Raw genomic sequence first — 23,263 nt, forward strand, 5'->3', positions numbered from 1 at the left:
CAGGGCGTGCGATTTGACCCTATGCTGGTCGCCACGTCCGCAGCGCCCCGGCCCACCGCGCCCGTCGAATTGTCGATGCGGCGAGCGGGGCGACGCCATCCAGGAGGTTCTCCGATGGCCTCGTTGATCAAAGCGATCGCCGCCTACCGCCCACGCATCGCCCGTGGGATCACGGTGGAACTCGATCAGCTGGCGGAGTACCTGTCCGTCGGGACGCTCGTCACGGCGCCGCTGGCCAACATGGTGCTCCGCGAGCTCGGCCGCCAGGTGTTGCTGCAGCTGAAGGCGGGGAACAAGGTGCGGCTGCCGGGGATCGGGTTGATCGGGGCGGAGATGCGGGTGGATGGGTCGGTGTATCCGACGGTGCGGGTGGAGCGGAGTTTGCACCAGGCGCTGGTGGGAGCCGATGCGTTTCGCGGGCAGGTCGTGAACGGGGGGATGATCGGCGCCGAGTTGGCGGCGTTCAGGGCGCGGTGGGATGCGGAGCATCCGGGGGATCCGGTGGTGATGGGGGGGGGGGGGGGGCGAGGGCGGTGGATGGGCGGACCGGTGTGCCTGATGTGTTGGATGCTGGGCTCGTAGCGGCTGGAAGGTAGGCGCGGCGTGCACAGCACCATTAGGTAGTTGCCAGCGGATGACGCGAACAAGGTAGCCTGGGGCAACGGAAGATCATCGACGTACGGGGCGGTCCGAGGGGATCGCCCCATATTGTATTGTGCAAGTGGTGAAGCGCGTGATGGAGCGAAGAGGTCCGGCTGAATTCTCGTGCCTGGAAGCACGTAGTCTCCAGGCTGGAAGTTGGGCGCGTTCACGGTAACCGTTTAACCGATTGCCAGGCCACTCTGTTACCGTTAGGCTATCTGACAGAGGTAGGCTGGTAATCGGGTGAACGCTTACCGTTCACGGGGGAAACGTTACGACTCCTCAGCTGTGCGCACATTGTACAAGTCAGAGGCTGCAGGAAGCATGCCAATAAACTGGCAGTGTGCGACTCGGCACGCTGCGACGCACCTCATGACGATATGACCCTGCTCGCGCGTCGAATTGACTCGGCGCTCTCGACCACAACAGCCGGGAGGTACACCCCAGATTCCACCTTGCTGGCTTCTCTCTAATCTGCTATCCTCTATTTGAAGTCCCGCCATCTCGACCAGGCGAGCTCTGTTGGCGAGCCAATCTATACATTCTCTGCGAGAATGATCATGCACGCTGGTATTACAGATCCTGGCAAGGCAGAACCTCAACAAGAGATCCGATGCCGTAATAGAGGTGCGATCTGGCAGGAGCGGGCGATCCTCGCAAATCGGTTACTATACACGTCTTCCTTCGAAATGGCGACAACTCGGAGATGATTCATGGCAACTGTTGAGCACGAGGCTCGAAGCGCACAGCTCTTCTCTAGGCTGCGAGTAGTGCGAGGACTGTCGCGCGACGAACTAGCAGGCGTTCTCGAAGTCGAGCCAGACGTGATTGAGAAGTGGGAGACGATACCGCGATATTACGATATCCCAATGATCGTACGCGAATATCTGAAGTTATCTGACCTGAGCGTGCACGAAGTCGATGCACTTGACTACGAATCTAGTAGATCCGGGATGGCGCGAAGTCCGCTGCTCTACTATGAGCTTGCGCAAGCAAGAGACAAGTTGCAGGCGGTTCGGGAACGAATCGACAAACTGGCGGCAGATCCTTCTCAGAACCCCGATGCAGTCTCTGAAGTCCGGCAAGCATTTGAGTCAGTTGAGGACGCGGCGGAGCTGACGGCGCGCCTTCTCGTGCCAGCGCGCGAATTGTTAGATGTGCATCTGGTTCCAATGTCACTACTGGGGCGACTCAATGAATATCGAAACGATCGAGAATTGTGGGGAGCGACAATCGGGCTTGTCATTGGAGCACTGATGTCAATGCTTGTCAATCTAACGACAGGAGGCGCATTCAGTATCCACGCGGCTGTGATGGGGATGATGCTGATACTGGCTGGCGCGATGTCGTTGTTGCAGTATATACGCCTCGTGCGACGCTCCCGGACGATTGAGGGTGATCTTGCGCGGTATCAAGCAAACTCACATCCGGCTGCACGCCTACGCGATCGGTCTGCCGAATGATGCGATGAGGATAGCATTAGAATCAGTCAATGGCTGGATTGACACAATTCGGAGCTACGCCGGCGGTTTCAAGTGATCAACGCAGTGGTTCTGTACCGTGCCTGATGGCACATCACTCAACCGCAGACGCGCCACTGGGCGGAACTACGTCCGCCCAGTGACCTGCTCGCCCACAAACTGACTACGGCGACTTCAGTCCCCGTATGGTCCTGGCTTGGACGGCTCAGGCCTGGGGGCTTCTTCCTTCGGGTTGCTCTCGCCGCCCCGCTCCGGGCTCGCACTTGCGGGGCGGCCCTCTAGTGTGTCTTCCTCTAGGAACCTCATGAGGAACGGCTCGTGGGTGGTCGGGTGCACAATCATGGCGGACCTCCTCTAGATTCGGTAAGTGAAGGCGCGGATCGGGCAAGCAGGCAAGCAACGGAACGGGCAATTGGGACGCCAGAGAGCATTTCCGCCCAGAGAAACTGACCGTTCCCGTTAATCTCCAAGAATACGTACTGACCCGTTGGAGTGCAAATGAGGTCGATCGCTCCATACTCGAGCCCCAGTGCATGCGTGATCGCGAGGCAGCCTTCAATGAGTGCGGGCGGCAGCTCATATGGGGAATACGGAGTGTTAGCCGTGTCGTAGCGGCGCCAGTCAACCGCTGAAATGGCGCTCGCCTGACTGTCGATGCGGACCGCATGGACGGCAGAGCCTACAACCGTAACACGCAACTCGTACGCTTTGAGAATCTCCTCCTGGAAAGTCGTGGGGGCAAGAGAAAGAGCCGGGCTATCCATCAAGTCGTTAAGCATGACTCGATTGGTTAGAACATAACGGTCGACCTCGTGATCCTCCCCGGAGAGCCAGCCGGTGCCGGTCGCCTTGGCGATGATACGTCCATCGCAATCGTGGTAGAATTCGGCAATCCGGCGCGGGTCGCTTGAGATTAGTGTACGCGGAATGGCGAATCCAAGATTGGAAGCGAGTAGGAGCTGTCGGGGTTTATTCGCGGCCAAGTGAAGCCGCTCTGGGCTGGACACCCATAACGAGAAAGTTGAGAGAGCATACAGGGATGAAATCGCTGATCGCCACTCATCACGGGCGAAGGCAAGAGATGCACCGGACAATCCGGATCCAGCAAGCGGCAGACGTGGGCGACGATACCAGACCGATGCGATCGTCGCCATGTCCAGATCCATACTGGGCATTCGTATGGAGCAATTCCACCGAGCCGGAACTCCGGCCAGATGGAGAGATAGCGCATGACTGTCTCCAAAGTGCTCTGGATATAGCATTATCGGGTCGATGTCCATTGCTCGCAGATGCCATGCGACGCGGGCGGTGTGCTCGTCATCTGGGTTAGAGATGATCATGACGCGATCTGCACTGACGCTCATGTTCACTCCGATCTGTGACTAGTGAATTCATCCGCGGGCAACACATAAAGGTGAACCGCTGTGTGCGGGCCTTTTGCCGACGAGCTATTCAAGAGGCAAGACCTCATAGAGGATCGCGTGATTGACATTTACAATCTTGAAGTCTGATATCTCGAATCTCACTTTGATGCAGTCGACGCGTCCACTGATAGACTAGTAGTGTGCCAACGCTCATGCTGAACCACACTTTCCAGCACATCGCGAAATCGTATAGTGCTCGGTATATCCACGTCATGTGTTCCCGGCTGTAGTAGTACTCTCTGGTGTCGCTGGATATCGGGACCGTATGTTTCATCGCTGCGACCGAAGACTATGTCCTCATGTCGCGTCAATCCAGTTGCTGACGAGATGTCCCCGGCGTTGACGTATTCGAGCCACGCGGCTCTGTGTGTTCCGGCATGACCATATGCGTGAATGCCGAGGAGATCTGGGGAAGCAGAGAACGCTGTCACTTGAGTTGCTATCATTGGATAGCGCACAATAAATGCGCGACTCACGACATCCCAGAGCGTCCAATGAGATGTGTGCTTTGGACCCACCGTGTACACAGAGTGCGGCAGGCGAGCGACATTTACGATGCGTGCTATGTCACCACATCCAGGTAGCTCCCTAAATTGGCGCCCGTCTCCGCACGTCAAATACGACGTAGCCGTCGTGTCGACAATCGCTCGCCTGGATACGTACACAGCGGGAAAGCACATCGTCACTCCGCCGTCATTCCTCACTGCGATGTGTGTTTCGATGACGACCACGGCGTCAGCATTTCCAGGAGTCGAAGGAACATGGTGGATCGTCGTATCAACAAGAATCTCTATCGTTGGGATTGATCGATCACGACCTTCTCTAAGCTGCTGTCGCCTCACTTGAATGTCGCTATACACCAGCCTTGCACCGAGGAGGCCAAGGATAACGGTGGCGACTGTGGAAAGTGCAGCTAGTGACGGGTCCAATTGAAGTATCGACATGGTGACCCACCAATTCCATTCCCTGATAGGCTCACGAGTGTAGTTTCGAGGCTTGAATCTGATCCCTCGCTGAAGACGATCTCAGTTAGGTACGGTCGCTGAATGGTCTGCCTGAATGAACTCGAACGCCATGAAGGCCGTCACGGGCGAAGTCGCTGCTCGGGGAGCTTCTCGCTACCTTTACCTTGAACGCAGACGGTGGGCTGCACGTGATGGCTGACGGTTTTTGGGAAGAAGTCTTCTGGATGACGCACCTTGGGTGAAGGATGCATTGGCGGCATGATAGTCCTCTGTGGCCTTGCTGTGAAGCGGTTCCTGGAGATGAGCGCAGTTAGCACGGTCCACCGAGCCGATGGGCTGCAAGTGGGCTGCGCGCGTGCGAATGTCGATGATGCCGACGACTTCGGCCAAGTGCAACCAGGTACGCCTGGCGAGCGGCAGTCGCCATCGTGAATTACGGCGGGCTCTGCAGGTAAGCGTTGGTCAATCGGGGCAATCCCTGGCCAGGCGGCGCACTGCGGATCGATGGCGTCGTGCTGACGTCAGGTAGGCAATGACAACCGGCCGATGCGCCGTTGCCGCTTGACACGACGTTCTGGACGGTCCGCGGCCACGCCTTCTGCACAGTGGTTGGTCCAGCAAGGTGCTTCGTCTGTGCCGTCATTACGGCCCGTTGTTGGGGATGACCCCCCCCCCGGACTTCGGCGGCGTCGGACCTGGCGCGACGGTCCTCGATCTGCTGTTCAAGTGGCGCCCGGTAGTCCGGCGTCGCTACGCGTGGCGGCCTACTGCGCATCTCGTCCTGGGGCCGGCTCCCTCTCACCCGCGTCCGCCGGCAACACGCGGGCGTCCCCTCCCACAAACCGCCCCACCAACTCATCCGCCCCCGCGCTCCGCATCAGCATCGTCGCATTCATCGTGCACCGGGCGGCCATGTCGGGTTGCCCGAGGCGCTCGTAGACCAAGGCGAGGTAGCCAAGAACCATGCCCGTCAAGGCCATGTCCTTGGCGGCGCGGGCTTGGTCGATGCTCGTGTCGAGCGCGCTGATCGCCGCCTCCAGCCGGCCGTCGAGGTAGTCGACGCGGCCCATCACGCACCACGCGATCGCCAATGCGCTCGGATCGGGCGCCAGCGCCAACGCCAGCGCTTCGAGCGCCGTTTCCGCCTCCGCACGGGCCGCCGCCCGGTCGCCCTCGATCAGCGCTGCGGTCGCCAGGTGGGCGTGCGACACGCCGCGCAGGCGCGGGTCGAGGGCCGCCATCGGCAGGGCCAACTGCTCCTGCAACAGGGCGCGTGCGGCGCGGTGGTCGCCGAGCTTGAGTGCGGTCAGCGCGCTGTTGAACAGGGCGCGCGCCAGCGACCCTTCCTCGCCCAGGCGCCGGGCGAGGCGAATCGCCTGGTCGTGGATCGCCCGCGCTGCCTCGAACTCGCCGGCGTCGTGGCGGGCCAAGGCGAGGTTGACGACGGTGCGCAGCAACGCTTGGTCGTCGCCAAGCAAGTGCCAGAGCTCGGCTGCCGCCTGCAGGCGCGGGATCCCGATCGCCCGATCGCCCTCGAGGTTGGCCAGCGTGCCGGCGGCGTGGAGCGCGGCCGCCCGGATGTCAGGTGGTGCGTCCAGCCCGGACGCCAGGAGCCGCTCCAGATACGTTCGCCCTTCGGGCACGCGTCGGGTCAGGTACCAGAAGCGCCACACGTCGGCGGCGATGCCGAGCTGGACCGGGAACGACGCGACGGTGGGCCGCTGCACCAGCACGGCGCGCAGGTCGTCGATCCGTTCGGACAGGCGCTCGACCGCCGCCCGATGATGCGCGCCGCGCAGCGTCGCGGCGGCATCGCGGACGAAGGTGGCGAGTGCATGGGCGTCCGGAGGGGCGGTGGCCGCGGCGGACGGATCGGCGATCGCGCGTTTGCGTCGCCCCGTCGTGTCGGCGGCATCGGCGGCATCGATGCTGTCGGCGTCGCCACCTGCCCCATCCGCCGGATCGTCCTCGTCCGCACCGTCCGGCGGGTCGGACGCCGACGTATCCGCAGCCTCGACATCGGATCCCGCCGACCCTCGGCCGCCCAGCCGCGCGAGCCCCTTCCAGGCGGCCGGCGGCATGGCGTCCAGCAGATCCTGCATCCGCCCTGACGGGTCGAGCAGTGCCGCCAAGCTGGTCACGGCGTGCCGGTACAGCACCTCCATCTGCGCGCGCTGCTCCGTCACCCACGGGTAGTCGTATGCCGGCAGCAGCCCGTCGCCGTACAGCTCGACGGCGGCCTGCAGGTGCTGCGTTCGCTCGATGGGCGAATGCGCCACCGTTCCCGCCAGGACGAGTTCGGCAAACGCCTGCGCGTCCGTCCGGATGGCCGGCGAGAGCCGCAGCGTCTCCCGCGTGTCCTCGATGGCATCCACCACGCCCGACCGCGCCAGCCGCTCATTCAACTTGAACAGGTAGAGCGACAACAGCTTGCGCGCCTTGCCCGTCTCCAGGTCCGGCCAGAACGTGGCGACGATGCTGTCCCGGCTGCGTGCCACGCCCGGGCGGAGGGCCAGGTAGGCGAGGAGTCGTTCTTCTTGGCGGGTTCCGAAGGTGTCCAGGGGCGCGGCGGTCCGCGTCGGAACGGAGCCGGGGCCGGGGCACGGGGACGGGACGAGGGCGAAGGAGTGGAGGAGGGTCAGGTGGGGACGGACGGGGGGCGGCTCGGCCGGGGACATGGGCAACTCAGGACGGTGGGGTGGACTGCAACGCGGATCGCTTCTCCGCCCATTCCGCCCGTTCCCGCCCGTTATCCGTCCCCAACGCCCCCCCCGACCGCAACGCCTCCACCTCCAACCGCGACAACGTCACCGCCCCCAACCGGTAATCCACGAACGCCTCCGCCGCGATCGGGACCACCCCCCGCACCAGGGCGAACATCGCGTTCGCGTAGTCTCGGATCTCCGCCTGCGCGTGGGCGTCCATCCGTAGCGCCAGGAAGTGGAACAGGTTGTGGAGGTCGCACTTCCAGTACCACTCCGTGTACACGCTCTGCGGCAGGCCCATGCGCGCCTGCTCGCGCGTGACGCCGCGGTCCAGCAGGTCTTCGTAGGACTTGTACTGGCGCTCGATCGCATCCAGGTAGTCCAGGAACGCCTCCGCCGTCGCGTCGTCCACCGGCAGCGCCTCGCTGCCCTGGCGGTTCGATTTGGACTGTTGGCGGATGTTGTCGACGGTCGGTCGGTAGAACAGCTCGGGCACGACCGAATAGCGCGCCGAGTACTCGTTCACGTTGGCGGTGCGGTGGCGGATCCACTGGCGGGCGACGAAGATCGGCATGCGGCAGTGGAACTTGAACTCGATCATCTCGAATGGCGTCGTGTGGCGGTGGCGGAGGAGGTAGCGGATCAGGCCGCGGTCCTCGTTCACGCGCTTCGTCCCGACGCCGTAGCTCACGCGGGCGGCTTGGACGATCGCGTAGTCCGCCGTCTGGCCCTCGGGGATCAGGCGCGGCATGACGTCGACGAGGGCCACCAAGCCGTGGTCGTGGACCGGCAGGGACCAGCGCGCGGCGCCGCCCATCGCGTCGACGAGCGTCACGCCTTCGTCGGGCGGCGTGCGTTCGATGGCGGTTTCGAGGGCGTCGATCGAGGTGAGCAGGGCGTCGAGGGGGTCGATCGGTTCGGCCGACGAGTCCGCGTCCGCAGCCACGGCCCGATCGCCGCGCGACGATTCGTCCTCGTGCGATCCTTCGCCCCCGCTCACGGCTGCCCCCCCGCCTTCGCCACCGCCTCCATCACCGTCTGCACCGTATACGTGTCGTACTTCATCGCCCCGCCCGCCTCGTACCCCACGTCCGCGCCCGGGCCGAAGATCGCCAGCAGCGGGATGCCCACCCACTGCAGCTCCTTCAGCTTGGCCTTGCCTTCGGGGTTGTCGCCCGTCAGGTCGACCTTCATCGGGATCACGTTGTCGCCTTCCAGCAGCGCGACGACGCTGTCCTGGTGCAACACGCCGGCCTCGAGGGCCTTGCAGTTCAGGCACCACTCGGCGGTGAAATCCATGACGACGACGTTGCCCGCCGCGCGCGCCTCCTCGAACCGCTCGGGCGTGTAGTACGTCCAGGCGATCGGGCCGTGGCTGGCGAGGCCGGGGGTGATCGCCAGCATCGCCGCGGCGCCGAGCAGGCCGAGGCCGCCGAAGACCGCGCGGCGCGTCGTGTTCGTCGTGATCTTGAAAGTCCGCCAGGCCGTCCAAACGCAGGCGGCTACGACGAAGAACGCGACCACCCACCAGTAGGCGCGGCTGGCGGGATCCGGTGGGCGCTGGAAGGCGCCGGCGAGCGGGATGCCCAGGAAGAAAGCGGCGACGGCGAGCATGAACAGGCCCATCACCTGCTTGACGAGGTCGCTCGCCGCCCCGGTCCGCGGCACCTTGCGCACCAAGCCCGGCTTGGCGGTGAGGATGAAGTACGGCAGCGCCATCCCGAGGCCGATGGCGGCGAACGTCGTCAGCGTGATGGACGGCCGCTGCGTGGCGGCCCAGGCGGCCGCGCTGCCCATGAACGGCGCGGTGCACGGCGTCGACAGGACGGCGGTCAGGATGCCGAACAGGAACGATCCATGGACCGTCTCCTGGCCCGGGTTGAAGCGGTAGACGGACTGCGGCAGCTGGACGCTGAACACGCCGAGCATCCCGATGGCCATCACTGCCACGAACGCCCCGACGACGAACGAGAACCAGCTCGTCTGGAAGAGCGAGCTGATCGCGTCGAAGCCGCTGACGAACGCGATCGCACCGCCGATCGCCAGCCAGAAGCCGATGACGCCGAGGCTCATCGTCGTCCCGAGCAGCAGCATGCGGCGCGGGTGGTGCTGGCCGGCGGCGCGGCTCATGCCCATGATCTTCAGCGGGATGACCGGCAGGACGCACGGCGTCAGGTTCAACAGGAAGCCGCCGAGCGCGGCGACGAGCAGGAGGAACGTCAGGCCGAGCGGGCCGTCGGGGTCGATCGAGAAGCTCCGGCCGAAGACGCTGAAGTTCACCGGACCGCGCGGCACGTCGACGACGCTCCCGCCGTCGGGCGCCGTGCCGAACACCGTCGGGTCGAACGCGCCGAAGATGGCCGCGTCGGCCGGCGGCGGGGCGGCGGCGGGGTCGATCCGGACGACGGCGCGGAACGTCTCGTTCACCGGTGCGAAGCACTGCGTCTCGTCGCACGCCTGGTACTGGACCCGCACGTCGAATGCCGCCTCGCCCGCGGCCGCGCCGGGGTCGATCTGCAGCGGCAGAAAGGCGATCGCTCGCCCGGCGTAGACCTGGAGGGGCACCTGCGACCCGGTGTAATAGACATCGACGGTCCGCGTCACCGGCGCCTGTACGGGCCAGAACGTCGCCGAGTCCGGCTTCGTCACGACCTCGAATTCCGTCGGGATGACGCTGTCGATGAACGTCTCGCCCAGCACCGCCGTGAACTCCGGCGGGACCACGAGGTCGCGCCGGATCGGCCACGAGTGCAGCCCGACGTCATGATCCAGGACGACGGCCAGCGCCAGCTGGTCGCCGGGGCGGGCGGCGTCCTTCTGGGGCAGGACGCGGATCGTCACCTGCGGCGCGCCGTCGCCGGGCGGGCCGCCGGGTTGGGCGATGGGGCGAGCGTTCGGATGGGCGGCGGCGATGGAGGCCGTCGCGAAAGAGGCGAGGGCTGTCGCGAGGACGATCGCGGTTGCAGCGGTGACCAAGATGGCGTGCCGGCGGCCTGAGGCCCCCGCCCCCGGCGCTGGCGCGCCGACCCCTCCCCCAATGCTGGGGGATGGGTAGAGGGCATGCGATTGGGGCGTGTGCGGGTGTGGGGGCATGGCAAACGGCTCCGTGGCGGGGGCGAGATGGGGAGCTACGCGGGCAGCGCGGGAAGTATACCGCTCACAGATGAGCACTAGGTGGGAAGGCATACCGCTCAATGCCCCTCCCCCAGCATTGGGGGAGGGGTCGGCGCGCCAGCGCCGGGGGCGGGGGCTTTGGGCCGGACACCTACGCCCCCCCCATCGCCTCCCCCAACATCCGCCGCGCCCGCGCCAGACGGCTCTTCACCGTCCCCATCGGCAGCTGCAGCGTTTCCGCGATCTCCTCGTAGCTCAGCTCCGTCACGTGGCGCAGGACGATGACCGTTCGGTAGTCGTCCGGCAGCGCCTCGACGGCCTGCCAGAGCTGCGCGCCGAGTTCGCCGTCGGCGGCTTGTTCCTCGGGCGAGACCTCGTCGCCGTCGTCGGGCAGGCGCTCGAAGTACGCATCGGCGGCGTCGCTGGACGGGCCGACGACGGACGCGCGGGCGCGGCGCCGGCGGAAGTTCAGGCAGAGGTTGGTGGCGATGCGCGTGATCCAGCCGCCGAAGCGGTACTGCGGATCGAAATGGGACAGCGCGGCGTAGGCGCGCAGGAACGCTTCCTGCGTCAGATCCTGCGCGTCCTCCGGGTGGCCGACGAGGCGCCAGCTGGTGCGATAGACCGGCCGCCACCACCGCTCGACGAGTTCTGGAAACGCCGCCGGGTCGCCGTCGAGCGCAGCCGACACCAGCGCCTCGTCCGACACCTGTGCAAGGGGCGTGGGCGAAAGTGGGGCGCAGTCACGGGCGGAGGCTTGAAGGGTTTGCGGCGCGGGCGACTCGGCCATGCGCATGCATCCGTGGGAGCGGTCGGACGGCCGGGCGGATTGTGTCACAACACGGGGTGGCGGGCCAGCGATCTGCACAGCCGGCGCACGCACCCACCGAAGTCAATCACCGGCTGCGTCCGAACGCCCGCCCGCCGGGTCGTCTTGCCCCCGCATCCGCGCGCGGATCCGCTCCGCGTTCCCCTGCAGGGACTGGAAGAAGTCGGACGTCGTGATCTGCGTCACCTCGCGGGCATGGCTGGCGCGATCGAACTCGATCTGCAGATCCTGCAGCCGGCGCTTGAGATCGCGCTCCCGGTCCTGGATCGCATCGACCATCTCCACGAACGAGCGGATGAAGCTGCCGATATTGCCGTCCGCGCGCGCCGCGGCGTCGGCCAGGATGGACGTGCGGGCCACCTCGTACTGGCCGTCCGTCACGAGGCGCGCCCACGCGGTCACGTAGTCCAGGTAGGCGCTCGTGCGCGTCATCCGCGCGCCGAGCATCTGGATCGTCATGTCCGTCAGCGGGCCGTCGCGGCCGATGTTCGCCAGGAAGGTCGCCCGGTCGAGGCGCCGCAGCCGGACCGCCGTGACGCAGCTGGCCGTCGCGTGCCGGAAGCCGCCGGCCAGCAGCGCCAACTCGCCGAAGTGGTCGCCCGCCACGAGCCGTTCCAAGCGGACGCCGTCCTCGGTGAAGATGTCGATCTCCCCCTCGACCACGGTATAGAACGCATCGCCCGGGTCGCCCTTGCGGAACAGCGCGTCGCCGGCCGGCAGCTCGACGGTGGTCCAGAGCGCGAACGTGTCGCCGGATGGCGCGGCCATCCCGGGCGCGGTCATCGCTTACCCTCGCCGTCGCCGTCCGCATCCTCCCCACCGTTGGCCGCAGGCGCGGCCGTCCGATCGACCAAGTGGGCCCACATCCCTTCCGGCACCCGCACCCGCCGGCGAACGGCGTGCACCCAGAAGCGCGGCACGGCATCGTCCGAGTGTTGGACGAGGCCGCGGGCAACGAGATCGGCCAGCCGCTGCTCGACGTCGGCCGGCGGCAGCGCGAGGTCTTCGGCCAGCGCGGCCGCATCGGACGCGCCGCGCCGGAGGAGCCGCTGGACGATCGCGACCTCTTCCGGGCTCAGCGACAGCAGTTCGAGCGCCGAGAGGCCTTGGCGCACATCGCGCGGTGCGCGCGCGTCGACCTCGGCTTGCACCCGATCGAAGATGCCGGGCATATCGACCTCCTTGAACCCCGTCACGCCAGCTCGGGCATCGGGATCGGATCGGGCTGTGGGCGGCAGAGCTCGCACCACAGCACGTCGGCCACCACGATCGCCTGCGGGACGCCGTCCTTGCTCGGGTAGACGGACAGGATATAGGGCATCTCGCGGTGGTGCGCCCGGCACACCCCGCGGCCGCAGAAGCGGCAAACACCAAACGCCTCGGTCGTGCAGCTGTTGCATTGCATGCGCAGACTCCCCAGATTGGCACTACGACGCCAGGACCCGCTCCGCAATCCGCTTGAGCGTTCCCGTCAACGGATGATCCGGATGCCGCAACACGAACACCCCCTCGCTGGCCAGCGCCATCAGCTCGTCCGAGTGCGGCAGCACACCCACCACATCCGCGCCGTACGTCTCCGCCACGCGGTCGCGCACGGATGCGAAGTCGAACGTCGACGGCGCCTTGTTCACCAGCATCTGCAGGCGCGGCACCCCGAGCCGGCGGGCGACCTCGACCGTGACGGCGGTGCCGAGGTAGTCCTGCTGGTCCGGGCGCATGACCAGCAGCAGCGTATCGCTGACCGCCATCGACAGCAGCGTCTCCTCGTTCAGCCCGGGGTGGGTGTCCACGAACAGGACATCCAGGTTCAGGTGCGCGATGAGCTCGCGGAAGCCGTCCGTCAGGCGCTCGACGTCGTAGCCCTCGCGCAGGATCCGGGCGATGTCCTCCGTGTTCAGGCTGGCCGGGACGACGTGGAGCGTCCGGTTGTCCGGCAGCGACACGGGATACGCGATCGAATCGACGCCGCAGCGCCCCCACAGGTAATCGTTGAGCGCCGTCGTCACCGTCGGCGGGCCGAGGCCGAAGAGAACGTGCACACCGGGCGAGCTGATGTCCGTGTCCACCAGCCCGACCTTGCGGCCGGAAGCCGCGGCGAGGACGGCCAGGTTGGCCGTCAGGTTGGACTTGCCGGTCCCGCCGCGGAACGAGTGTACGGAGACGATCGAGGCCATCATGGGTCCTTTGGGGGTGCGGTCCGTGTCGCCAGCCGACTCCAAACATCGTCGCTTCTCGGCCGCGCGTCCAGCGCCGATGCGTCGAGCAGCTGCGCGCCGAGGCGGTCCCACAGCGGGGTGTTGCCGGACGGCAGGATGGAGCGGACGTAGGTCATGCAGTAGACGCCGACGGCGCGGCGCAACCGGTCGTGCTCCGCTTGCAGCGCGGCGATGTCGGCTTCGATCTCGGCGCGCTGCGCCGGCTCCGCCGTGCGCTGCGCCAGCTGGTGCTTGAGGCCCAAGCGGGCCTGCGAGCGCAACAGCGCCTCGACGGCCTGCCGCTTCGCCTCGCCGAAGTGGACCGTGACCGGAGCGAGCACCTTGTCCAGATCGCGCATCCGGTCCACGGCCCGCGCCTCGTGCGGCGAGACGCCGATGCCGATGTCGAGCGAGTCCGCGATCCAGCGGCGCTCGACCCGCAGCCCGAGGAGCATGACGCACGCGATCGCGCCGACGCCGCCGGTGCCGATGACGATCGCGGCCAGGAGGACGACGGAGCCGAACGATGTCGACGTCACGACGCGGTTGAAGCCCATGTGGAGCGCGATCGCCAGCCCCCAGCCGGCCAGCAGGGCGACGTAGCGCCGCCACGAGCGCTCGAAGCGGAAGCGCCCGATGACGATACCGACGAGCGCGCTGGCCGTGCCGTGGACGAGCGATGTCGAGAACGCGCGGTTCACGCTGAGCGCCAGGCTGTCGCCGAGGCCGGCGCGCAGCGCGTAGAAGACGTTCTCCACCATCGCGAACGCCGTCCCGCCGGCGAAGCCGCAGATCGCGCCGTCCACGAAGTACGTGAAGTCCCGCCGCCGGACGACGATCCAGACGCCGAGCGACTTGGCGACCTCCTCGACGACCGGCGCGACGATCGTCTTGATCGCCAGCATCGTTGCCGCCACCGAGAGCCCGAGCTGCAGCATGAGCGCGTCGCGGACGCCATTGTTGATGACGTACGCCGCCGGAAACGCCAGGAACCCGACCGCGGCGCACGTGAGGACATTGCGCAGGCTGTGCGAGGCGTAGAGGTCGAGCTTGCGCACCGCCGCCAGGAAGGCGAGCGGCACGCCGATCGATACGCACAGGACGGCGGCTACGGTCATCGTGGGATGGGTCCTATCGACCGATTCGACGGAAATGCGACGGAAGCGGGTACGCGCATCAAACGGAAGCGGGTGCGCGCATCAATCGGGGCGGCAAGGAAAGCGACGAACGGCCAGTGCTCGACGAACGGCCAGTGCTCGACGAACGGCCAAGGGGGCATCGGTGCTGTCCGATGCCCCCTTGGCCGTCACTCCGACCGGTACCGGGTACCGGCTGCTTCGGTCCTTGGACCTTACGGCTGTGCCGCGTTCGCGATCTCGTCGAGGAGGTCGGCGACCGCCACCGCGTCGACCGACTTGCCGTCCAGAAGATCCGTCAGCGTGCCGCTGTTGATGAGCGTCGTGTCGCCCGCGAAGCCCTCGACGGCGGCGGCGACGTCGTCTCCGAGCATCCCCTTGACGCCGGCCCACTCGACCGTCATCCCGACGCCCTGGCGGAGGCCTTCGGCCGCCTTCTGCAGGGCCACGGCGTCCACTGCCGCCGGCTCGGAGCCGGGCTTGGCCGGGTCGCCGCCGGCGTCACCCTTGACGACCTCGTCGATCAGCGCGGCCGCGGCCGCCGCGTCCACCGGCTCGCCCGCCGCCAGCTTGGTGGCCGTCTCGGCCACCGCCGGATCGGCCGGCGCCGCGTCGGCGATGTCCTGCGTGATCTGCTGCGTCACGGCGTTGCCCGTCTCCGGGTCGATCTTCACGATCAGGTTGCCGATCTCCACCATATCCACCGGCGTGCCGGCCTTGGCGTTCAGATCCTCGACGAGCTGGTCGATCGTGGCGTCGAACGCGCCTGCAACCGGCGCCGCGTCGTCACCGCCGGCGCTCGGACCGAGCGACTCCTCGACGATCGGCAGCACGTCCTTGGCCTGCGGGAAGCTGGCCGCGTAGATCTGCTGCGCCACCTGCTGCGGCGAGCGTTCCTTGTAAAGGAGCATGCCAACGGCACTCTTGCAGTCGGCTTCGGTCGGGCAGAGCGTCAACAGGTGGGCCTCGAACTTGGCGACATCGGCCTGGCAGTCCGCGGATGCCCGGCAGGCGTCCTTCATGTCGGCCAGATCGACGCGGCGGGTCGGCGCGAGGCTCTGAACGTAGCCGAGCAGGGTCGCCTCACCCGCGCCGCCCGAGGGGGCGACACCGGGTGCCGGCTTGGAATCGCCGGGCTTCTCGGCGGGCGGGTTCACCGGTGCGACAGGCGGGTTGCCCGGTTCAACCGGCTTGCTGGGATCCTCGACGGCCGAGCCGGAGAGGTTGCCCCCGTCGCTGCCGCATGCGGCGAGCAGCGTCGGGGCCAGCGCGAGCAGAGCAAGTGCGGTCGCCTTCTTCAAGAACATCGTCGTCTCCTCCATTGGTGTGCGCTTGTGAACTTCCCGACGACGCTTCACAAACCCGTCCTCCCAACCTGACTGCGGCTCGACTTCGTTTGTCTGGTGTCAGGTCGATGATGGCTGGGCGTTGCGTCGTTGTGAACAGTATTACAGTTGACTCGGCGCCATGTTCCCGAAACGTCGCGGTCGCGGGATTCTCTCTGTCGTCACGATCTTCGTACGCCCTTTCGCCTACCGCCGCCGCATCGAAAGCAGCAGCAGGACGGCACCGGCCGCGCATGCGAGCGCCAGGACGATCCGCACGCCCTGTGCCGGCCCGACCGCCGCGCCAGCCAGCGGCCCGAGCACGCCCGGCGCCGCCATCAGCACGACGGCCACGGCCGCGAGCGCGCCGGCGAACGCCACCGTGCGCGGCGTGAAGGCCTGCCGCCACGACCAGCGCGGTCGCCCGACGTCCGCCGGCGCGGCGATGGCCGGCCGCGCCGCCGGCGCCTCGGCGGCGTCGAACGGCCCGAACGCCGCCCAGAGAACCCACTCGAACGGTGTCCCGCGGAGCTGGCGACCGACGCTCGACCGGTCGGCCGGCGGCGCCGTCGCGGCGGGCAGCGGCAGCTCGAGCACGGCGCCCGCCGCCGAACCGCGCGGCATGACCGTCAGCGGCATCGTCACGGCCCGGACCTCCATTTCGGCCGGCAGCTCGACGCCGGCGCCGGACAGGACCGACCGGGGGTCGGCGCGCAGTCCGGCGCGCAGACTCGGATCGCGCCAGGCATCGACGACGGTGCGCGCGATGACGCCCAGCGCCGGCGGCGGGATGGCGGGCAGGTCGAGGACCGGCGCAGCGATCGTGCCGTCCCCGGTGCGATCCGAGCGAAGGAGCCGATGCCAGCGCTGCCAGCGCACGCCATCGGGGCCTGCGCTGGAGAGCTGCGACAGGTTCGCCGGGGTCGGATCATCGACCCAGCGATCCAATTCACTATCCAGCGGGTCATCGTGGCGATTCGACATGCCGTCTCCGGAACGGGATGATGCATGAGGTTGGGACGATCGGGCTCACCTGTTCATACCCGCGACGGGCCGGATTGTTTCCGACGGCCGGGACAAACCGTGCCGACAAACCCATGCGCGCGACCATCCGATCCCGCGCGTGTTGTACCATCACGAGGCGCCGCCACGGGCGAACGGGACCCAAGACGAGGTGAGGAATGGCCGTGCAAGCCGTGCATCAGGTTGTCGGCGGACGTCGGGGTCGGCGACCGAGCCGCGCGCGGTGGATCGCGCCCGCCGTGCTCACGCTGGCCGTGCTGGCCGGCGGCGGCCCGGCGCCGGCCGCCGCCCAACAGCCGGTCGTGACGACGGCGCGCATCCAGCTGCCGTTCGTCGCCCGCCTCGTCGGCCCGTCCGACCTCGTGCCCGCGCCGACCGCGCCGGCCCGTGGCGCGACGCAGACCCCATCGACGGCCGTCGCGACGACGCCGTCCGCAACGCAGCGCCCGACGGAGGCGTTCCCGACCGCCACGGCGACGCCGGACGGCGCATCGCCCGGCCTGCCGCTGTCCGTGGCCGACGCCGACATGGAGCGCTGGGTGTTCGCGCCGTTCCCGGACGCGGTGTGCGGGCGCGGGACGCCGACGGGGCTCGGGCTGAACATCACGGACCAAAGCCAGGACGTGATGATCTACTTCGAGGGCGGCGGCGCGTGCTGGGACCCGCTTTCGTGTCTCTTTCTCCAAACCGCGGCCAACCTCGACGGCGTGACGAAGGAGAAGTTCGAGGCCGCGGTGGCCCAGGGCATCCTCGGCCGCGGCATCTTCGACCGCGCCGACCCGCGCAACCCGCTCCGGACGATGAGCTGGGTGTACGTGCCCTATTGCACCGGCGACGCCCACCTGGGCGACCGCGCGGCCACCTACCAGGGACAGACGATCCGCCACGTCGGCTGGCGCAACGTCGACGCCTATCTCCGCCGCATCGTGCCGACGTTCCGCGATGCGGAGCGCGTCGTCGTCACCGGCTTCAGCGCCGGCGGGCTCGGCAGCACCGGCAACCTCTGGCACGTCGCCGAGGCTTTTAAGGCCGTCGACGGCCCGGCGCCCGTGCTGATCGACGATGCCGGGCCGATCCTCCGCCCGGCCCACCTCACCGCGGCGGCGCAGACCAAGCTCCGCGACGCCTGGGGCCTCGGCGGGACGATCGAGCAGAGCTGCCCGGAATGCAGGCCGGCCACGGGCTACCACGAGGCGTACGCCTTCCTGGCCCGCAACGTGCCGGGCTTCCGCGGCTCGCTCCTCAGCAGCTACGAGGACAACACGATGCGCGCCTTCTTCGGCCTGCTGAACGGCGCGACGGTCGACGGCCCGGCGATGCGCCGTGGGCTGAACGACCTGGCGGACTGGACGGAAAGCTGGGACGCCGCGGCCATTCCGGGCCGCTTCCGTGTCTTCTACTATGGCGGCGAGCGCCACGGCGCGCTCACCGTCGCCCCGCTCGGCGCGACGCCGGGGCTGGTTGAGTTCCTGAACGCCCAGCTCGCCGACGGCCCCGGGTGGGACAGCGTGCGACCCGCCGACTGACGACGTCACCCCAGATGCGGTGGCGGCGGAGCGTCATCGACCGGCGGTCGCGCCCCATCGGCCCGCCGTAACGCCCCATCCCATCGCGGCAACGCCCCACCCGGGCGGCGGAACGATCGGATGGATCGGGGATCGGCGCGCGCTTACGCTTGACGTGTTGGTCAAGCGGGCATGCGCGCTCCCCGATGAGGATCCGATCCATGAACCGATTCCGTCACGCCGCGCTGATGGCGTTCGTCAGCGTGGCTGCGTGAAGCGTCAGCGCCTGCCGGGCGCCGGGCGCCGATCCGAACACCGGCCGCGGCGCGCCGGGCGAGGTCCCGCCAGCCCAGGCCGCGCACGGTCCGGCGGACGCCGCGCACGGCGCACATCACGGCGCCGATCCCGCCGGCCCGCCCGTCCCGGCGTCGGGCGATCTGCCGCAGTACCCAAGCAACGTGGCGATGGCCGCCCGGCTGGCGCAGATCACGCTCGACATCCCGCCCGACCCGCGCGGCTTCGAGAGCGCCAAGCTCCTCGACGCGCTGCTGGCCGGCGGCGTTCCGGCCGATCCGCAGCAGCAGGCGGTTTTCGGCTTCCAGATCGCCGTCGCTCAGCTGAACAGCGGCCGGCTCGAGGAGGCGGCGGCATCGTTCCAGCGGCTGCAGAGCGCGCTGCGACAGACCGAGAACCTGAGCGACTCGGCGAACCTGCGCCAGATCACTTCGCTGTTGGCCGTCACGTGGCTGCGTTCGGCCGAGACCCGGAACTGCGCCCTGAACCACAATGCCGATTCCTGCATCCTGCCGATCAAGGACGGCGGCGTGCACAAGGACACGGAGGCGGTCGACCGGGCGATTCCTGAGCTGACGGCGCTCGTCCGATCGGACCCGGACGACCTGACCAGCCGCTGGCTGCTGAACGTTGCCCACATGGCGCGCGGCACGTGGCCGGACGGAATCGACGAGCGCCACCGGATCGACCCGAGCGTCTTCGAGGCGGAGGACGACATCGGCCGCTTCGTCGACATCGCGCCGGCGCTCGGGTTCGACGTGGCCGGCCGGGCCGGCGGCGTCGTCGTCGACGACTTCACGGGCGACGGGAACCTCGACGTGCTGTCGTCCGGCTGGGGGCCCGAGGAGGGGCTGCACTTCTTCGTAAGCGGCGGCGACGGCACGTTCGAGGACCGCGCTGCGGCGGCAGGTCTGACCGGGATCAACGGCGGGCTGAACATGGTGCAGGCGGACTACGACGGTGACGGCTGGCTGGATGTCCTCGTGCTCCGCGGGGCGTGGCGCCGCGGGCAGACGATCTTTCCGAACTCACTCCTGCGCAACCGCGGCGACGGGACGTTCGAGGACGTGACCGAGGCGGCCGGGATGCTGAGCTACCACCCGACGCAGACCGGCGCCTGGTCGGACTTCGACGGCGACGGGGACCTCGACCTCTTCGTGGGCAACGAGACGACGGGTGACGGCAACGCCCACCCGAACGAGCTCTGGCGGAACGACGGCGACGGCACGTTCACGGACATCGCGCGCCAAACGGGCCTCGACATCGGCGGCTTCACCAAGGCGGCCGTGTGGGGCGACTACGACAACGATGGGCGGCCCGATCTCTTCCTCAGCCACCTCGGCGCGCCGAACGCGCTGTTCCACAACGACGGCCCGGGCGAGGACGGCGGCTGGCGGTTCAGCAACCGGACCACGATCGCCGGCGTCGCCGAGCCGATCATCAGCTTCCCGGCTTGGTGGTGGGATTACGACAACGACGGTTGGCTCGACCTCCTGGTCAGCGGCTACGGTTCGACCGACCCGCTGGCCGCCGCGAGCCCGATGGCCGACATCGTGGCGGACTACCTCGGCCAGCCCAACGGCGGCGAGCGCCTGAGGCTCTACCACAACAACGGGGATGGGACGTTCGAGAACGTCGCCCCGAAGGCCGGCGTCGACGGCGTCTTCATGACGATGGGCTCGAACCACGGCGACCTCGACAACGACGGCTGGGACGACTTCTACCTGGGCACGGGCAACCCCGACTTCCGCACGCTCGACCCGAGCCGGATGTTCCGGAACGCCGGCGACGGCACGTTCCGCGACATCACGACGTCCGGCGGCTTCGGCAACCTCCAGAAGGGGCACGGGATCGCGTTCGCCGACCTCGACAACGACGGCGACCAAGACGTGTACGCCGATTACGGCGGGGCGTACGAGGCGGACTGGTACCCGAACGCGCTCTACGAGAACCCCGGCCACGGCAACCACTGGGTCACGCTCCGGCTGCGTGGCCGCGGCGCGAACCCGTCCGCCATCGGCGCGCGCGTCGCGGTGCGCGTGGCGACGCCGCGGGGATCGCGGACGCTGCACCGGCTCGTGGGATCCGGCGGCAGCTTCGGCGCGAACAGCCTGCAGGTCGAGCTCGGGCTCGGCGACGCGACGGCCGTCGAAGCCGTGGCCGTGATCTGGCCGGGCGGCGAGGCCGAGGCCTTCACCGGGATCGGGATCGATTCCGTCTGGACGCTGACGGCCGGAGCGCCGGCTGCCCGTCCGGTCGCTCAGGCGGCGTTCAAGCTGGGCGGGGCTGGGCCTGCGGTGCGGGCGGGTCGGTAGCACCCGTCGCCGGCAGGATCAGCACGCTGCACGGACAGCGCAGCATCACGTCGGCGGCGACGCTGCCGAAGACGCGGCGGTCCCAGCCGGTGTAGCCGTGCGTCCCGATGAGCACGAGGTCGGCGGCCCCTTCCTCGGCCGCCGCGAGGATCGCCTCGCGCGGCTCGCCCACCCGCACCGTGTTCCGGAGGGTAAGGCCGGGTGCCGAGGGAGCGTACGTGCCGGTGAAGCGGTCGAGCTCGTCGGCCGCGAAGCGATCCATCTGCTCCGGCGAGAACTGGATCCCGGCGCCCCGCTGGCGTTCGTCGAGGACGAACAGCGCCGTCACCGTCGCCCCCGCCTGTCCCGCCGCCGCCGCCACGAGCGCGCAGCCGGCCGCAAAGGCCTGTCCGGCCAGCGGCGAGAGGTCGACCGGCGCCAGCACGCGCGCCGGCGCGCCGTCCGCTCGGCCGCGGACGACGAGAACGGGCCGATCGGCACCGGCCAGGACGTGCGAGGCCGTCGAGCCCATGAGCCGGTCGAACAGTCCATCGCTGTCCGTGGCGCCGACGACGATGACGTCCGCGTGGATCTCGGCCGCGCGCGCGCGGATCACCCGCCACGGCGTCCCGTCGACGATCTCGGCCGCGCCGAGGACGTCGGCGCCGATCGCCAGGCGCGCCAGCTGCGCGTCGAGGCGCGCACGAAGCGTCGTCTCGAGCGCGGCGTACGCGTCCGGCGCCAGCGGACCGGATGCCGGCAGGTCGTCGTACTCGATGGGCAGGAGCATGGCATGCAACACGTGCAGCCGTGCACCGGCCGCCGCGGCCCAGCGGGCGGCGAGCGCGACAACGGTGTCGCTGTCCGGCGAGAGCGTCGTGGCGACGAGGATCGTGCGGAGGCTGGCGGTGGGCATGGCAGGGCTCCGGGGTGGATCGGTAGGCGGACATCGTAGCAGCGATGGGCGATGGTGGGGGGTAGCCGGGGTGGCGGGGGAAGCCGGCGGGCAGCCGGCAGGCAGCCGGGAGGATCAACGGCTGAAGCGGGGGGGGACCGTGGTGCATCCTTCCTGGCGCCTGCGAAGGCAGGCGCGCGGTGGGCGCGCAACCTCAGCGACGGCTTCAGCCGTTGATCCTCCCGGCATGCCGCCACCGCCTCTGCTGCCTCTACAATTGCACCCTCATTTGAGCACCCGACCTCCACCCCCCTTGCGAGAGCCACGATGACGACGTCTCCCCCCGTTTCCCCGCCCCTGGACCCTCTCGTCCTCACCCCGTTCGACGGCCCTACCGCCCCCGACGACGTCGCCGAGCGCCTGACCGACCTGCGCCTTGCGCTGCGCGCCGAACGCGACGCCGACGATCCGCCGCGGCCGCGCCGCGCCCTGCTGGCATCGCTGCGCGGCCCACATCCGCCCGGCACGATCGAGCGCTGGGTGCTGGCGATGGTGGACGGCGAGGCGGTCGGGTTCGGCAACTGGGAGATCGAAGGCAACGAGAACCCGCAGCTCGCCTGGATCGAGGTCTTCGTGCTGCCCGCGTGGCGGCGGCAGGGCATCGGGCGGCGGATCGCTCAGGTCATGACGGACGATGTGGGTCGCCACGGCGCGACCGAGATCGGCTTCGGGATCGTCGGCCACATCGATGTCGGCCGGTCGCTGATCGATCACGTCGAGAACGCGTGGGGCCTGCCGTGCCGGCTGATCGAACGGATCTCGCGGCTGGCGCTCGCCGAAGTCGATCCCGACGACATCCGCGGGCAGGCGGCGGCGCGGACGGCGCGCGTAGCGGATCGCTATCGCCCGCTGTTCTTCGCCGACGACGACTTCCCGGGTCCTGAGACCGGGTTCGATATCGACGACTACTTTCAGATGAGCACCGAGATCGACAACCTCATGCCGCTCGAGGACCTGACGATGGCCCCCGAGCGCTGGACGCCCGAGCGCTGGGCGGCGATGATCGCCAACCAGCGCGGGCAGGGGATGGTGCTCTGGAACTACGTCGCCCAGCGGACGTCCGACGGCCGGATCGTGGGCCTTTCGAACGTGAGCTTCGATCCGAACGACCCGTGGAAGGTGAGCCAGTGGGCCACCGGCGTCCGGAAGAGCGAGCAGAACCAGGGGCTCGGCAAGGTGCTCAAGCTCTGGATGCTCGTGAAACTGTTCGACGAAGTGCCCGGCGCGCGCGTCATCGACACCGGCAACGCCGTGTCAAACGCGGCGATGATCGGCATCAACACGGATCTCGGGTTCCAGGAGCACTTCCGGGAGCACTGCTATCAGGTCGGGATGGAGCGTTGGCGGGAGATCCTCGGCGGGATGTGGTAGGGGCA

At 68.2% G+C, this 23,263-nt stretch carries 18 protein-coding genes; 5 read left to right on the forward strand and 13 right to left on the reverse strand.

Annotated elements, in window-relative coordinates:
• The first annotated feature begins 114 nt into the window (after positions 1 to 114).
• A complete protein-coding gene (locus IPG72_01960) occupies positions 115 to 582 on the forward strand; it encodes a hypothetical protein (GenBank protein MBK6767801.1) in 468 nt (155 codons plus the stop codon).
• A gap of 773 nt (positions 583 to 1,355) precedes the next feature.
• Positions 1,356 to 2,105 carry a hypothetical protein gene (locus tag IPG72_01965; protein ID MBK6767802.1) on the forward strand — a complete coding sequence of 250 codons (750 nt, stop codon included), beginning with the start codon at positions 1,356 to 1,358 and terminating at the stop codon, positions 2,103 to 2,105.
• A 356-nt stretch (positions 2,106 to 2,461) separates the two neighbouring features.
• Here IPG72_01965 and IPG72_01970 read toward each other — a convergent pair whose 3' ends face one another.
• The 12 genes from IPG72_01970 to IPG72_02025 all read right to left on the reverse strand — a co-directional run bounded on the left by IPG72_01970 (position 2,462) and on the right by IPG72_02025 (position 16,800).
• Positions 2,462 to 3,487 carry a hypothetical protein gene (locus IPG72_01970; protein MBK6767803.1) on the reverse strand — a complete coding sequence of 342 codons (1,026 nt, stop codon included), beginning with the start codon at positions 3,485 to 3,487 and terminating at the stop codon, positions 2,462 to 2,464.
• Between the two features lie 1,789 nt (positions 3,488 to 5,276).
• Positions 5,277 to 7,190, reverse strand: a complete 1,914-nt coding sequence (locus tag IPG72_01975; GenBank protein ID MBK6767804.1) for a tetratricopeptide repeat protein — start codon at positions 7,188 to 7,190, stop codon at positions 5,277 to 5,279.
• Between the two features lie 7 nt (positions 7,191 to 7,197).
• Positions 7,198 to 8,034, reverse strand: a complete 837-nt coding sequence (locus IPG72_01980) for an FAD-dependent thymidylate synthase (GenBank protein MBK6767805.1) — start codon at positions 8,032 to 8,034, stop codon at positions 7,198 to 7,200.
• A 179-nt stretch (positions 8,035 to 8,213) separates the two neighbouring features.
• On the reverse strand, positions 8,214 to 10,193 hold the full coding sequence (locus IPG72_01985; protein ID MBK6767806.1) for a thioredoxin family protein: 1,980 nt from the start codon (positions 10,191 to 10,193) through the stop codon (positions 8,214 to 8,216).
• 289 nt (positions 10,194 to 10,482) lie between these two features.
• Positions 10,483 to 11,121 carry a sigma-70 family RNA polymerase sigma factor gene (locus tag IPG72_01990; protein MBK6767807.1) on the reverse strand — a complete coding sequence of 213 codons (639 nt, stop codon included), beginning with the start codon at positions 11,119 to 11,121 and terminating at the stop codon, positions 10,483 to 10,485.
• A gap of 102 nt (positions 11,122 to 11,223) precedes the next feature.
• Positions 11,224 to 11,943 carry a cyclic nucleotide-binding domain-containing protein gene (locus IPG72_01995; protein MBK6767808.1) on the reverse strand — a complete coding sequence of 240 codons (720 nt, stop codon included), beginning with the start codon at positions 11,941 to 11,943 and terminating at the stop codon, positions 11,224 to 11,226.
• A complete protein-coding gene (locus IPG72_02000) occupies positions 11,940 to 12,332 on the reverse strand; it encodes a hypothetical protein (protein MBK6767809.1) in 393 nt (130 codons plus the stop codon). The genes IPG72_01995 and IPG72_02000 overlap by 4 nt, the downstream gene beginning before the upstream one ends.
• 20 nt (positions 12,333 to 12,352) lie before the next feature.
• Entirely contained in the window at positions 12,353 to 12,565 is a 213-nt protein-coding gene (locus IPG72_02005) for a hypothetical protein (protein MBK6767810.1), read from the reverse strand.
• Positions 12,566 to 12,587: 22 nt separating this feature from the next.
• Entirely contained in the window at positions 12,588 to 13,334 is a 747-nt protein-coding gene (locus tag IPG72_02010; GenBank protein MBK6767811.1) for a MinD/ParA family protein, read from the reverse strand.
• Positions 13,334 to 14,473, reverse strand: a complete 1,140-nt coding sequence (locus tag IPG72_02015; protein MBK6767812.1) for a PrsW family intramembrane metalloprotease — start codon at positions 14,471 to 14,473, stop codon at positions 13,334 to 13,336. The genes IPG72_02010 and IPG72_02015 overlap by 1 nt, the downstream gene beginning before the upstream one ends.
• 233 nt (positions 14,474 to 14,706) lie before the next feature.
• A complete protein-coding gene (locus IPG72_02020; GenBank protein MBK6767813.1) occupies positions 14,707 to 15,798 on the reverse strand; it encodes a hypothetical protein in 1,092 nt (363 codons plus the stop codon).
• Positions 15,799 to 16,023: 225 nt separating this feature from the next.
• Positions 16,024 to 16,800, reverse strand: coding sequence for a hypothetical protein (locus IPG72_02025; GenBank protein ID MBK6767814.1), 777 nt, complete (start codon positions 16,798 to 16,800; stop codon positions 16,024 to 16,026).
• Between the two features lie 197 nt (positions 16,801 to 16,997).
• On the opposite strand from IPG72_02025, the gene IPG72_02030 reads away from it, so the two are divergent.
• Positions 16,998 to 18,365 carry a hypothetical protein gene (locus IPG72_02030; GenBank protein MBK6767815.1) on the forward strand — a complete coding sequence of 456 codons (1,368 nt, stop codon included), beginning with the start codon at positions 16,998 to 17,000 and terminating at the stop codon, positions 18,363 to 18,365.
• Positions 18,366 to 18,808: 443 nt separating this feature from the next.
• On the forward strand, positions 18,809 to 20,953 hold the full coding sequence (locus tag IPG72_02035; protein ID MBK6767816.1) for a CRTAC1 family protein: 2,145 nt from the start codon (positions 18,809 to 18,811) through the stop codon (positions 20,951 to 20,953).
• Here the strand turns inward: IPG72_02035 and IPG72_02040 are convergent.
• Positions 20,910 to 21,848 (reverse strand): universal stress protein, encoded by a 939-nt coding sequence (locus IPG72_02040; GenBank protein MBK6767817.1) that lies wholly within the window; start codon positions 21,846 to 21,848, stop codon positions 20,910 to 20,912. The genes IPG72_02035 and IPG72_02040 overlap by 44 nt on opposite strands.
• A gap of 306 nt (positions 21,849 to 22,154) precedes the next feature.
• Here IPG72_02040 and IPG72_02045 point away from each other — a divergent pair, with 306 nt between their 5' ends.
• Entirely contained in the window at positions 22,155 to 23,258 is a 1,104-nt protein-coding gene (locus tag IPG72_02045; GenBank protein MBK6767818.1) for a GNAT family N-acetyltransferase, read from the forward strand.
• Positions 23,259 to 23,263 lie beyond the last annotated feature (5 nt).

It is taken from the genome of Candidatus Avedoeria danica (genome assembly GCA_016703025.1).
Taxonomy (GTDB): domain Bacteria; phylum Chloroflexota; class Anaerolineae; order Epilineales; family Epilineaceae; genus Avedoeria; species Avedoeria danica.